13 protein-coding genes are annotated in these 13,248 nt (G+C 63.5%); 6 read left to right on the top strand and 7 right to left on the bottom strand.

The genetic code is table 11. The annotated features are described in order from the left end of the window. Positions 1–12: 12 nt before the first annotated feature. Complete coding sequence (locus ACZ5U1_RS10575) at positions 13–267, top strand: GlsB/YeaQ/YmgE family stress response membrane protein (RefSeq protein ID WP_167304188.1); 255 nt, start codon at positions 13–15, stop codon at positions 265–267. Positions 268–334: 67 nt separating this feature from the next. On the opposite strand, the gene ACZ5U1_RS10580 is transcribed toward ACZ5U1_RS10575, so the two are convergent. Then, a complete protein-coding gene (locus ACZ5U1_RS10580) occupies positions 335–583 on the bottom strand; it encodes a GlsB/YeaQ/YmgE family stress response membrane protein (RefSeq protein ID WP_464778363.1) in 249 nt (82 codons plus the stop codon). Positions 584–758: 175 nt separating this feature from the next. Here ACZ5U1_RS10580 and ACZ5U1_RS10585 point away from each other — a divergent pair, with 175 nt between their 5' ends. The 4 genes from ACZ5U1_RS10585 (at position 759) to ACZ5U1_RS10600 (ending at position 7,629) form a co-directional block, all read left to right on the top strand. Then, entirely contained in the window at positions 759–1,928 is a 1,170-nt protein-coding gene (locus ACZ5U1_RS10585; protein WP_464778364.1) for an efflux RND transporter periplasmic adaptor subunit, read from the top strand. A 24-nt stretch (positions 1,929–1,952) separates the two neighbouring features. After that, positions 1,953–5,114, top strand: a complete 3,162-nt coding sequence (locus tag ACZ5U1_RS10590) for an efflux RND transporter permease subunit (protein WP_464778365.1) — start codon at positions 1,953–1,955, stop codon at positions 5,112–5,114. Positions 5,115–5,181: 67 nt separating this feature from the next. Continuing rightward, positions 5,182–6,447 (top strand): DUF445 domain-containing protein, encoded by a 1,266-nt coding sequence (locus tag ACZ5U1_RS10595; protein ID WP_464780031.1) that lies wholly within the window; start codon positions 5,182–5,184, stop codon positions 6,445–6,447. A 99-nt stretch (positions 6,448–6,546) separates the two neighbouring features. Beyond that, positions 6,547–7,629, top strand: a complete 1,083-nt coding sequence (locus tag ACZ5U1_RS10600; RefSeq protein ID WP_464778366.1) for an alkene reductase — start codon at positions 6,547–6,549, stop codon at positions 7,627–7,629. A gap of 120 nt (positions 7,630–7,749) precedes the next feature. Here the strand turns inward: ACZ5U1_RS10600 and ribH are convergent, their stop codons facing one another. From ribH to ACZ5U1_RS10630, 6 genes are all read right to left on the bottom strand, one after another. Further along, entirely contained in the window at positions 7,750–8,172 is a 423-nt protein-coding gene (gene ribH, locus ACZ5U1_RS10605; protein ID WP_464778367.1) for a 6,7-dimethyl-8-ribityllumazine synthase, read from the bottom strand. A 16-nt stretch (positions 8,173–8,188) separates the two neighbouring features. Then, a complete protein-coding gene (gene ribB / locus ACZ5U1_RS10610) occupies positions 8,189–9,472 on the bottom strand; it encodes a 3,4-dihydroxy-2-butanone-4-phosphate synthase (protein ID WP_464778368.1) in 1,284 nt (427 codons plus the stop codon). 73 nt (positions 9,473–9,545) lie between these two features. Next, a complete protein-coding gene (locus tag ACZ5U1_RS10615) occupies positions 9,546–10,157 on the bottom strand; it encodes a riboflavin synthase (RefSeq protein WP_464778369.1) in 612 nt (203 codons plus the stop codon). A gap of 32 nt (positions 10,158–10,189) precedes the next feature. Continuing rightward, positions 10,190–11,143, bottom strand: coding sequence for a bifunctional diaminohydroxyphosphoribosylaminopyrimidine deaminase/5-amino-6-(5-phosphoribosylamino)uracil reductase RibD (gene ribD / locus ACZ5U1_RS10620; RefSeq protein ID WP_464780032.1), 954 nt, complete (start codon positions 11,141–11,143; stop codon positions 10,190–10,192). A 38-nt stretch (positions 11,144–11,181) separates the two neighbouring features. Further along, positions 11,182–11,694 carry a hypothetical protein gene (locus ACZ5U1_RS10625; protein ID WP_464778370.1) on the bottom strand — a complete coding sequence of 171 codons (513 nt, stop codon included), beginning with the start codon at positions 11,692–11,694 and terminating at the stop codon, positions 11,182–11,184. 8 nt (positions 11,695–11,702) lie between these two features. Continuing rightward, positions 11,703–12,395 (bottom strand): energy transducer TonB, encoded by a 693-nt coding sequence (locus ACZ5U1_RS10630; protein WP_464778371.1) that lies wholly within the window; start codon positions 12,393–12,395, stop codon positions 11,703–11,705. 141 nt (positions 12,396–12,536) lie between these two features. On the opposite strand from ACZ5U1_RS10630, the gene ACZ5U1_RS10635 reads away from it, so the two are divergent. After that, positions 12,537–13,202 (top strand): COQ9 family protein, encoded by a 666-nt coding sequence (locus ACZ5U1_RS10635; protein ID WP_464778372.1) that lies wholly within the window; start codon positions 12,537–12,539, stop codon positions 13,200–13,202. Positions 13,203–13,248: the final 46 nt, after the last annotated feature.

The raw sequence follows: 13,248 nt of genomic DNA on the forward strand, positions 1-13,248 counted from the left end.
GGAGAGTGTGAAATGGGTATCATTTTGTGGCTTGTTGTCGGCGGTATCATCGGCTGGCTTGCCAGCATGGTCATGCGCACCGATGCGCAGCAGGGCATCCTTCTAAACATCGTGGTGGGCATAGTCGGCGCCTTTATCGGCGGCCTGATCTTCAGTGGCGGTTCGATCAATGATGGTCTGACACTTTACAGCTTCCTCGTGTCCCTTGTGGGTGCGATCGTGCTGCTTGCCATCGTCAACCTGGTCCGTCGCGGATCAATGCGTTAACCACCCCGGAAGCTACGCTGGCGGGTATGAAGGGCTGCGTTTCGACGCGGCCCTTTTTGCCGTTTGTTCAGCTGCGTCCCGCAAACCAGCGATAGATGGCCAGAACGGCTATCGAGCCCAATACGGCCGCAAGGAAGCTCGCCTGCTCGTCCGCTTCATAGACACCCAATAATCGACCGACATAAGCGGCGAATAATGCCCCGGCTATTCCCAGCAGGATCGTAACCACGCATCCACCGGGATTTCTGCCCGGCATCACGAACCGGGCAATCGCTCCTGCGAACAGGCCGACGATGATCCAACCTAGTAATTCCATCCTAGCCTCCCATCCACTTCATGCCGCATAGCGCCACAGGCGCATGAATTTGGCAAGCAAAGGCGGCTCGCCCGCGTTGCTCCGCCGATGCGCAAAGTGTATTGAGGGTTGAGCCGGGTGATGTATTTATATAACACAGTGCCGGTCGGCCCGTCGGCCGAATGATGGAATCAGGATGAATTACGAAACTCAGGTTGCCGGAGATGTTCCGGCGCGCGTCTTTGGCGAAGAACCGCGCCCTTCAAGGCGGCGGGCGCTGACGATTGGCGCGGTGATTGCGATCATCCTGATTGCCGTTGCAGCCTGGATCAGCATGCATGGCAAGAGCGGGGATGGAGCAGCCCCTGCGGAAGACGCGCCGGTCGTCACCGTCCTCGTGCCGGGCCAGTCCGTCGTGCCCCGCACCGTCAGCGGCACGGGATCACTCGCTGCGCGGGTGGAAATGCCCGTCGGAGTCATCGGTGAGGGCGGGCAGGTGACGCGCGTGCTGGTGCAACCGGGCGATTGGGTTCGCGCCGGCCAAATTCTCGCGGTGATCGAGCGGTCGGTCCAGACAGAGCAGGTTCGCTCGCTCGCCGCACAGGTAGAGGTCAATCGCGCAGACGCGAAACTGGCGCAAGCGCAGCTCGACCGTGCCCGCGCCCTCGTAGCGCGCGGCTTCATCAGCCAGGCTGATATCGACCAGCGCACCGCAACGCGTGATGCCGCCAACGCTCGTGTGAATGTCGCGGTTGCACAATTGGCCGAACAGCGTGCCCGGACGGGACGGCTCGACATTCGCGCCCCTGCGGCCGGGCTGATCCTGACCCGTGATGTCGAACCCGGTCAGATAGTCGGTTCGGGCAGCGGCGTGCTTTTCCGCATGGCCAAGGATGGCGAGATGGAACTGCTGGCCCAACTGAGCGAGAGCGATCTCGCCACGTTGCGGCCGGGCAACAGCGCGACGGTCACCCCTGTCGGTGGCCAGACGGAATTCACCGGACGCATTTGGCAGGTTTCTCCGGTCGTCGATCCACAGACGCGGCAGGGCATCGCGCGCATCTCCATACCCTATAACAAGGCGATCCGCCCCGGCGGATTTGCCGCCGCCCGCATCGTCAGCGGCACGGCAACGGCGCCGCTGCTGCCGGAGTCCGCCGTGCAGACCGATGCCAAGGGACAATTTGTCTACATCGTCAACGCGCGGGACGAGACCGAACGACGTGGTGTCGAGGTCGGACAGGTCTCCCCGAAGGGCGTTGCGGTTACGCGCGGCCTGAATGGCGGCGAACGCATTGTCGCATCGGCAGGCGCCTTTCTGCGGCCCGGGCAGAAGGTGCGGCCGCAAGTTCAAAAGGCCGGGTAAGCCCGCGCAGGCGAGGAAGCCGTCATGAGTTTTCGTAATATGTCGGCCTGGGCCATCCGCAACCCGGTGTCCCCGCTCGTGCTGTTCGTCGCCCTGCTTCTCGCAGGGATGGTCAGCTTTGGCCGCATGGACATCAACCAGCAGCCCGATATCACCTTCCCCATCGCTCAAGTGCTGGTATTGCAGCCAGGCGCCGCGCCGCCGGAACTGGAAACCCAGGTGACGCAGCGTGTCGAGGCCGCCGTGCGCGGCATCAGCGGCGTTGACGAGATCACCTCGACCGTCTCCGAAGGCAATTCGATGACGATCGTGCAGTTCCAGATCGGAACGCCGATTGATCGGGGCGTCAATGACGTCAAGAACGCTATCGACCAGATCCGCAGCGAACTGCCCGAAGGCATATTGGAGCCGCAGGTTACCCGACTTGAGGCAGACCCTCCGATCGCCTATTTCAGTGCCGAAGCGACCGACATGACGCTCGAACAATTGTCATGGTATGTCGACAATACGGTCGCCAAGCGGCTGCTGGCCGTGCCAGGCATGGCGGCGGTCAGGCGGGGCGGCGGTGTTAGCCGTGAAATTCGCGTCATCCTCGACCCCGCCAAGTTGCAGTCGCACGGCGTAACCGCTTCGCAGGTCAATCAGCAGTTGCAGCAGGTCAACCTGAACGCGGCGGGTGGGCGCACCGAAATCGCAGGAGCCGAGCAGGCGATCCGCGTGCTGGGCAATGCGCAGGACGCCTATGCCCTGGGCCAAACCCAGATCGCCATCTCCGGCGGCCGCACCGTCAAGCTGTCCGACCTTGCCGATGTGCGCGACATGTATGCCGAACAACGATCGCTTTCCCTGATGAATGGCATGCAGGTGACGAGCTTTAGCTTGGAAAAGGCGAAGGGGTCATCCGACGTCACCGTGTTCGACAATGCGATGAAGGTGCTGGACCAGCTTAAGAAAGAAAATCCGAAGATCCGTTACAAGGAACTCTTCAACAGCGTCGATTATACCAAGAGCCAATATCATGCGGCGATGCAGTCCATGATCGAAGGCGCGGTGCTGGCGGTCGTCGTTGTGTTCCTGTTCCTGCGTGACTGGCGGGCGACGATCATCGCCGCCACGGCAATCCCGCTGTCAGCGATCCCGACATTCTGGTTCATGGACATGATGGGCTTCACGCTCAACGTGACCTCCTTGCTGGCGCTGAGCCTGGTCGCGGGTGTGCTGGTCGATGATGCCATCGTGGAGATCGAAAATATCGTGCGCCACATGCGCATGGGCAAGACAGCCTATCAGGCATCGATCGACGCGGCCGACGAGATTGGCCTGGCCGTGCTGGCGACGACGATGGCTATTGTCGCCGTATTCCTGCCAGTTGCGCTGATGCCCGGAGTTTCGGGCCAGTTCTTCATCCAGTTCGGCATGACCGTCGTGGTCGCGGTGCTGCTAAGCCTGGCGGTCGCCCGCCTCATCACGCCGATGATCGCCGCCTATTTCCTCAAGGCGCACGGCCAGGAAAGCCATGGTGAAGGCTGGCTGATGGACGTCTATATGCGTGTGCTGCACTGGTCGCTCGATGAAAGCCGGGCCAAAGCATACCGCGCGCGCGGCAGGCGGCCCCGCATTGGCGCCTGGCTTCGCGATCACCGTATCTGGACCGTCGGCATCGGGGGGCTGGCCTTCATCGCTACGCTGCTCGCCTTCGGGACGCTGCCAATGGCGTTCCAGCCATCGATGAACACCGATTACAGTCAGGTGAAGATCGAAACGGTTCCCGGCAGCACCCTGCAGCAAACCACCGCAGTCGCACGGCGCGTGGCGGACATGTTGACGGCTGACACGAAATTCGTCGATGCGGCCTTTGCCGACATCCAACCGACCAGCGCCAACATCTATCTTACACTGAAGAAGGACCGGCCTGCTTCCTCGGTCGAGTGGGAACGCAGCATGGCGCCCCGCTTCCAGCAAATCCCGGATGCCCGTGTGAACTTCCAGTCGCAAGCGGGTGGAGGCATGGGCCGTGACGTTACGATCATGCTCGGCAGCGACAATGCCGCGCTGCTGGATCGTGTCGCTAACAAGCTGGTTTCCGAAATGATCGGCGTGAAGGAAGTCCGGTCGCCCCGCGTCCAGGGCGACATGAATAGGCCCGAGATCGTCATCAAACCGCGCTTTGACCTGGCCGCGAGCCTGGGGGTCACGACCGCCGCGCTCAGCCAGACTATCCGCGTGGCCACGATCGGCGACATTGACCAGAATACCGCCAAATTCTCGCTTGCCGACCGGCAAATTCCCATCCGGGTCGCGATGGCGGAGGACAGCCGCAGCGACATAGCGACGATCGAGAATATGCCCGTGCCGACTGTCAGCGGCGGTTCCGTCCCGTTGAAGGTCGTCGCGGATATCGAATTCGGTGCGGGGCCAACGCAAATCCGTCGCTATAACCAGATCCGCCGGATCGTCGTCGATGCCGACTTCGCGCCGGGCATCGTCAGCAGTCAGGCAATGAAGAAGATCAATGCCCTGCCCACGATGAAGGAGATCAGTGAAGGCCGCATCCCCGGCATTCAGAAGATCAACACCGGCGAATCGAAGTGGCAGGCAGAAATGCTCAAGAACTTCACGGTTGCGGTCATTTCCGGCATCCTTCTGGTGCTCGCGGTGCTGACACTGCTTTACAAGCGGTTGATGCCGCCGTTCGTCAATCTGGGATCGCTGCTGCTGGCACCGCTCGGCGGGGCATTGGCATTGCATCTTACCGGGCACCCCATCTCGATGCCGGTAATGATCGGCATATTGATGCTGCTCGGGATCGTCGCGAAGAACTCCATCCTGGTGATCGACTTCGCGCTGGAGGAGATCCAGAAGGGCGTGCCCCGGTTCGACGCGATCATCGATGCGGGGCACAAGCGCGCCCAGCCGATCGTCATGACCACCGTCGCGATGGTTGCGGGCATGGTCCCCACCGCCATTTCCCTTGGCGGCGACAGCGCCTGGCGCGCGCCTATGGGCATAACGGTGATCGGCGGTTTGCTGCTCTCCACCCTCCTCACCCTTGTGATCGTGCCCGCGACATTCAGCCTGGCTCTACAGATCGAAGGATGGGCGGGTCCGCGCCTCAGCCGCCGCCTGCTCACATACAAACCGGGGGACGATGCAAAGCATGAGGGAAATGCAGAACCGGCGGAATGATGGCAGTCGGATCGCATGAAAGAAGCGCATGGCTGAACGAAACGGCGGCGTAACCGTTGGACGGACGATGAAGCAGCTTCCCGTTCCCTCGATCGCCGCCGACGTGCCTGTCCGGTCGCCGCGCGACATGCGGGTGGTTGCGACGGGCATGTTGATCGCGATGGCGCTGCTGTTCCTCGCCGCGCGATCTACCGTCCATCTTCACCCCGCTATCGGCTTCGTTCAGGCCTTTGCGGAAGCCGCGATGGTGGGCGGCCTTGCCGACTGGTTCGCCGTCACCGCATTGTTCCGGCATCCACTCAGCCTGCCCATCCCGCACACGGCGATCATCCCGCGCAACAAGGACCGGATCGGCGACACGCTCGCCTTCTTCCTGCGCGACAATTTCCTGACGCCCGCAGTCGTTGCGCGCAGAATGCAGCGGCTGGACGTCGCGGCCGCCGCCGGACGCTTCTTGGCCAGCCCGTCAGGGGGCGACGGCCGCCTGCGCGAAGGCGCGTCGCGGCTGGTCGCGGATATGCTGGAGGCGCTGGATCAGGAGCGGCTTGGCGGCATGGTCAAGGGCGCGATCGCGCAGCGGCTGCGGAGCATGAACATCGCCCCGCTGATCGGCCAGGCGATCGAGGCGGCGATGCGCGACGGCCGCCATGCGCCGGTGATGGACGGCATCATTCATTGGGCCGATCTGACGCTGGAGGCCAATGACCACCTGATCCGCCAGATGGTGCATGACCGGGCAGGCAAGATTTTGCGCTGGACGGGCCTGGATGAAAATCTGTCCAACGCCATCATAGACGGATTGCGGCGCCTGCTCGCCGAAATGGCGGCCGATCCGGCCCATAGCCTGCGCCTCAAGGCCGAAGAGGGCATGGCGAAGCTGGCAAGCGACCTGCAATTCGATGCCGCGATGCAGGAACGCGTAGCTCGCATCCGCGACGAGATCGTGGAAAATCCTGCGATGCAGCGGTGGATCGACGGCCTATGGGAACAGGCGCGATCCGGCCTGCTGCGCGCCGTGCGTGATCCCGGCAAGGCCATGGCGGGGCGGCTGGGCGAGGCGCTGCGCCAACTGGGCACCACGCTGCAGGACGATGCCCGCCTTCGCCTGCTGATCAACCGTTTCGTGCGCCGCGCGGCGGTGGGCGCGACGGCCGTCTATGGCGATTCCATTGTCAAGCTGGTGAGCGAAACCGTGCGCGGCTGGGACGCGGGAACGGTAACCAGCCGCCTCGAAAGCGCTGTCGGCCGCGACCTCCAATATATCCGGATCAACGGTACTTTGGTCGGTGGCCTTGTGGGATTGGCCATTCATGCGGTCGACACACTGTTTTGACATCTTGCCGCGAACAGGCTTGAAACCCTGATCACCGATCCCTAGCTGGCGTCGGCAAGCTTATGCGTTGCAAATTGCAACCATAATAAGGGGATTTTCATGACCAGCCTCTTCGATCCTGTTCAGTTGGGCGCCATCAAGGCCCGCAATCGCATATTGATGGCGCCGCTCACCCGCGCCCGCGCCAGCCGCGATCATGTGCCGACGCCGATCATGGCGGACTATTATCGCCAGCGCGCTTCGGCGGGCCTCATCATCAGCGAAGGCATAGGCGTGTCGCGTCAGGGACTAGGCTGGCCCTTCGCACCGGGCATCTGGACGGCCGAGCAGACGGAGGCCTGGAAGCCGATTACTCAGGCCGTACATGAAGTCGGCGGCCGTATCTTCGCGCAGCTTTGGCACATGGGTCGCCTCGTCCATTCGAGCGTCAGCGGGCAGCAGCCCGTATCTTCCAGCCCGATCGTCGCGCCCGGCCACGCCCATAGCTATGAAGGCAACAAGCCCTATGAGCAGCCCCGCGCGTTGGACGCAGAGGAAATTCCGGCCCTGATCGCCACCTATGTCACAGCCGCGCGCAATGCCCGCGAAGCCGGATTTGACGGCGTTCAGGTTCACGCCGCCAACGGCTATCTGCTCGACGAATTTCTTCGCGATGGCGTCAACCAGCGGCAGGACATCTATGGCGGCAGCCCCGAAAACCGCGTCCGGCTGCTGCGCGAGATCACGCAGGCCGTAGCGGACGCCGTTGGCGCCGACCGGACGGCGGTGCGGATTTCGATCAATGGCGCGTCGCAGGGTACGGACGACAGCGATCCCGCCAGCCTTGCCATCGCCATTGCCAAGGCGCTGGACCCGATCGGCATCGCCTTTCTGGAGATGCGCGAGCTGCGTCCGGACGGCAGCCGGGGCGCGAGCGACGTCCCGCGTCAGTCGCCGCTCGTCCGCCGCCATTTCAGCGGCCCGCTCGTCCTGAACAGTGATTATGACGCAGGGCGAGCGCAGGAGGATCTGGACAGCGGCCTTGCCCAGGCGATCAGCTTTGGCCGTCCGTTCATAGCCAATCCGGACCTGCCGGATCGCCTGTCGCTAGGGGCTCCGCTGAACCCCTTGAGCATCGATACGCTCTACACGCAGGGCCGGGAGGGCTATGTGGATTATCCGGTTCTCGCCAAGGCGGGCTGAGCCTGGATGGAAAAGGGCCGCTGCGAGGGTCGGCCCTTTCTCCAAAAAAGAAATGAAGCCCTTCGACAAGCTCAGGGCGAACGGGATTAAAAGGCGATGCCCTTTTAAAGCCCGAAGCTCCTAGGCGCCGAATTTCTCACGCAGGCCCAGCATGGCGATCGCCGCCTTGGCCGCTTCGCCGCCCTTGTCCTTCTCATCCGGCTTGGCGCGGGTCAGCGCCTGCGCCTCATTCTCGACGGTCAGGATGCCATTGCCGATGGCTATGCCATCCATGCTGAGCGCCATCAGGCCGCGTGCGCTTTCGTTCGACACCACTTCGAAATGATAGGTTTCGCCGCGGATCACCACGCCGATCGCCACGAAGCCGTCATAGCGTCCGGATTCCGCCGCCAGCGCAACCGCGCCGGGGATTTCCAGCGCGCCAGGGACCGTCACCACTTCATATTTATGCCCTTCCGCTTCCAGCGCGGCTACCGCGCCTTCTATCAGCAGGTCATTGAGATGTTCGTAGAAGCGGGCTTCAACGATCAGGAATTTCGCCAAGGCCTTGTCTCCTTTTTTATAGCTCGACGGGTCGATGCCCAACCACGGCAAGGTCATAGCCGTCAAGCGCGATCAGGCTGTGGCTGGAATTGGTGAGCAGGATCATGTCGTGCACGCCAAGTTCCGCGAGGATTTGCGCCCCCACGCCATAGTCGCGCAATTCGTCCATGCCGCTGCCAGGCTGGCCAGCATGATGGCGCAGGATACGGGTCAGGAAATCGGTCGGCGAGTTGCTGGTCAGGACGACGATGAGGCCCGCGCCTTCCTTGGCGACGATCTCCATCGACTTGCGCAGGATTTCGCAGCGGGGGCCGCTGGCGCCATAGACGTCGTCAAGCAGCGAGAGCTGATGCACGCGCACCAGCGTCGGCTCGTCGGGCGAAACATGCCCTTTTTGCAGCACGAGCTGTTCGCTTTGCGTCGCCTTGTTATAGAAGCTGATCGCCTTCCAATCGCCGCCCCACTTGCTGTTGAAGACGGTTTCGGCGCGGCGCTCAACCATATGATCATGACGGCGGCGATAGGCGATGAGGTCGCGGATCGTGCCGATCTTCATCTTGTGCTTCTGCGCGAAGGGGATGAGGTCGTCGAGGCGCGCCATGGTGCCGTCGTCCTTCATCACTTCGCAGATCACGCCCGACGGGTTGAGCCCGGCGAGACGCGCCACATCGACGGCGGCCTCGGTATGGCCGGTGCGCACCAGCACGCCGCCATCCTTCGCGACGAGCGGGAAGACGTGGCCGGGGGTCACGATGTCATCGCGGCCCTTGGAGCCGTCGATCGCCACGGAAATGGTGCGCGCGCGGTCGGCGGCGCTGATGCCGGTAGTCACGCCCTCGCGCGCCTCGATCGACACGGTGAAGGCGGTTTCATGGCGCGTGCCGTTGTTGCGGCTCATAAGGTCAATGCCCAGATGATCGACCCGATCCTTGGTCATCGCGAGGCAGATGAGGCCCCGGCCATGCGTCGCCATGAAGTTGATCGCGTCGGGTGTCGCCATCTGCGCCGGGATCACCAGATCGCCTTCATTCTCCCGATCTTCATCATCGACCAGGATGAACATGCGGCCGTTGCGCGCTTCGTTGATGATCTCTTCCGGGGAGGCAAGAGCAGTGCCACCTTCGCGCCGAGCCAGATAATTTTCGAGCTTGCCCAGCGTTTCGGCGGTGGGGTTCCAGTCCGTTTCGCCCAGTTTCCGCAGGGAATTGGCATGAAGACCCGCAGCGCGCGCGAGGCCCGAGCGGGACATGCCACCTTCGTTGACCAGCGTGCGAATGGTATCGATAAGCGCGGAAGACATGATAGCGACTCCTTGACCAGATCGGTCTCGGGACGCAGTTATCACATCATGATGTGATTATTTCAAGCACGAATCACATCGAGGCGCGAAGGCTTTGCATGCGGTCGAGATAACGGGCCAGCACGTCGATCTCCAGATTGAACGTCCGGCCGGTCGCCAGATCGTCCAGCGTGGTAGCCGCAGCCGTATGGGGAATGATGTTCAGACCGAAATGAACGGCCCCATCCGGCTGATCCTCAACGCTGTTCACGGTCAGGGAGATGCCATCGACCGTGACAGACCCCTTGGCGGCGAGTGCGGACGCCAGCGCGGGGGGCGCGGCAATTATCAGCCGAGTGGAATCCCCTTCCGGCGTGATCGACACCAATGTGCCGACCCCATCGACATGGCCGGTCACGATGTGCCCGCCCAGTTCATCCCCGACCTTGAGCGCGCGTTCAAGGTTCAGCCTGCCGCCCTGCTTCCACAGGCCGGGCGCGGTTCGCTCCACCGTTTCGGCCGACAGATCGACGGCGAACCAGTCCGCGCCCTTTTCGACCACGGTCAGGCACGCGCCCGAGCAGGCGATCGAAGCGCCGATCGCAACGCCTTCCATGTCATAGGCGGTCCCGATGACGAGGCGCAGGTCTCCGCGCTGCTCGGCGGAGCGGATGGTGCCGATGTCGGTGATGATGCCGGTGAACATGGGTGTGCGATCCTGCTGGTTCCGTGACGCTCCTAAGCGCCGCGCCGCCGTTCGTAAACCTCCAGCCGGTCCTCGCCCAGCCGTCGTTCGTCAGTCAGGGTCCAGCGGTGATGCGCCCGGCCAAGATCGGTGAGGCCGATGTCGCCGATCCCCGGAAGGCCGCCACCGATGATGATGGGCGCGCGGTAGAGTAGAAGGCGATCGACCAGATCGGCGCGCAGGAAGGCCGCTGCCGCCGCCGCGCCGCCCTCCACCAGCAGATGGTCCACATGATCGAGCGCGGCGATATCCTCGGGCTGCGCGATGGCTTCCCACCCCTTGGGTGCCCGGCCGCGCGTCAGCAGCAGGCGGCGGGGTGAGCGATCCTCCAGTCCCGGTAGCCGGACATCGAGGCGCGGGGCGTCGGCGCGCAACGTGCCGCCGCCGACAAGAATGGCGTCATGCCGCGCCCGCTCCAGATGCGCATGGGCGCGCGCCGCCTCGCCGGTGATCCAGCGGCTCGACCCGTCCTTGAGCGCGATGCAGCCATCCAGCGACAGGCCAAGCTTCAGGGTGACGGCCGGGCGGCCCAGCGTCTGCCGCAGGACGAAGCCGCGCATGGCTGCAGCAGCTTCGGAGGCCATCAGGCCCATTTCGACCTCTATGCCCCGCGCGCGCAGATGTCCTGCGCCTTGCCCATCGGTGCGCGGGTCGGGATCACGCAGCGCGATCACCACCCGCGCGACACCCGCCCGCGCCATCAGGTCGGCACAGCGCGGGCCACGAGCGGACAGGTGGAAGCAGGGCTCCAGCGTCACATAGGCTGTCGCGCCGCGCGCCTGATCCTTTGCTTCATCGAGCGCCTGCGCTTCGGCATGGGGTCGGCCGCCCTTCTGTGTCCAGCCGCGACCGACCACGGCACCGTCGCGGACGATCAGGCATCCGACATTGGGATTGGGCGTGGACAGACCCCGCCCGCGTTCGGACAGGGCGATCGCCGCTGCCATGAAACGGCGGTCCTCGGCAGGGTCGGCCATCGGGAAATTCAATTCTGGCTGGTCTGGGGCGCGGCCTTTTCCGCCGCCTCCGCCTTGGCCAGTCGCGAATCGAGCTGAGCGTTGATCTGCTTCAACGCTTCCTTGCGGCGGGCACTGTTGCGGGCTTCTTCGGTGCGCCAGTCGATGCCGAATGAGTCGGCCCATCCCTGCATCTGCTTTTGCCGCTTTTTCAGCGCCGCCTCGCTCTTCGCCAGGTCGATCTTCTGCTGCAGGATAATCGCCGCGTCCGAACGGCTTGCGTCCCAGCTCTGGACGTAGATGATCTTGTTGCGCGTGGGCATCGTGTTGGTGTTGGCATCGACCATGAACACCCAGATGATGACCCAGGTGATCGCCATCGACAGCCCGAGCAGAGGCCATTTATGGGGCCGATTCTCGCGAAAATAGCTCCACATGTCGCCAAGCGCGCTTCTGGGAGAGACCGGACGGGGGAAGATCGCCATCGCCGCTATATAGGGTAGCGCGCCGCCGGATGCAAAGCCGGGGCTTGCATCCGGCATGGCGGCATTCAACGGTCGGTGAGCTTGAAATGGACGCTCAGAATCTTCGTGCCGGTCACGGCCACGCCGTCCCGAGTCGCGGGGCGGAAACGCCATTTGCGCATGGCGTGCCGCTGGGTCGCGATCCAGAAGGCTTCGTCCGTGGCGGATAGCCGTTGGATGGCCGTCACCTTGCCATCCGCGCCGATGCTGACGCGGACGGTCACGGAGCCTTCCAAACCCTGGCGGATCATCGATCCGGGATAGTCCGGCTGGAAAGCGGACTTCGCTCGGGGGTCGATGCCGGGTTCGACGAGAACGGGGTCGCGCGGCAGGTCGATGGGCGGCAGGACAATCCCGTCCCCCGTGCCGGTCCCTTCGCCCGTGCCGGTGGAAATCAGCGGCCCTGTCCCGCTGCCCTTCAGGTCCACCAGACTGTCGGTTTTCGAAGGGAGCGGATCGGATGCCATGCGCACCGGCAGCTTGCTTTCCGGCGGCATCGGCTGTGCCTCGGGTGGAGGCGGCGGGTCGAGCGGGATCTGGTTGCCAATCAGGATCTGCGGCACATAAGGGGCGATCACCTCTTTGGGCATCAGGATGAAGGCGCCCACGACTAGCGCGTGGACGGCGATTGTCGCTCCGATCGCGATGGGCGATCCGCCTCCACCGCCATAGCCGGACTGCTTGGGGCCACTATTTGCGTGCATTGCCAATGTTGCCATTGCATCCTCCATCCTCGTGGCGCGGTCTTCGGACCACTGCAAACATAATGTTACATCATATCTAATGATATGTTGCAACATTATGTTTTGATGGAAGCGCCGCGCCTTGTGTGATGGCGTGCCGCGCCCTACCATAAGGGCATGACTGTACTGCCCGAAGACCCGACCCTCGATGAAGTGCGGGCGTTTCTCGCACCGATGCTGCCGCGTCATGCCGCATTTGACGGCTGGCGCGCCGAAGCGGTCACCATGGCCGCGTCGGAAGGCCGGGTGGATGCCGACATTGCGCATCTCGCCTTTTCGGCGGGCGCCATGGACATGATCGATGCCTGGTTCGCCAGCATCGACTCGCGCATGCTGGAGGCGCTGACGCCAGAGAAGCTCGTCACCATGTCGATCCGCCAGCGCATCATCGCGCTGGTCACGGCACGGCTGACACTGCTGGCGCGCGACCGGGAAGCCTTGCGCCGTGCGCTCGCCGTCATGGCGTTGCCGCAGAACAGCGTCCGCGCAGCGAAGCTCGGCTGGCGGTCGGCCGATGTGATGTGGCGAGCGGCTGGCGACAGCGCGACCGACCTCAATCATTATAGCAAGCGGCTGACGCTGGCGGCGGTCTATGCCGCGACGCTGCTGGTGTTCGTGGACGATGAAAGCGAAGATTGGGCGGATAGCCGAGCCTTCCTCGATCGGCGCATCGAAGGCGTGATGCGCTTCGAACGGGCCAAGGCGAGGTGGAAAGGCATCGGCGGCGGCGAGCGGCTGAGCCTTGCTCGCTTCATCGGCAGGCTCCGCTACCCCGCAATCTGACTGCCCGCGAAGGGCCGCGATTCCGGCTGGCCTTTTCCTATCTATA

The sequence above is a fragment of the Sphingobium sp. TomTYG72 genome (assembly GCF_055394715.1).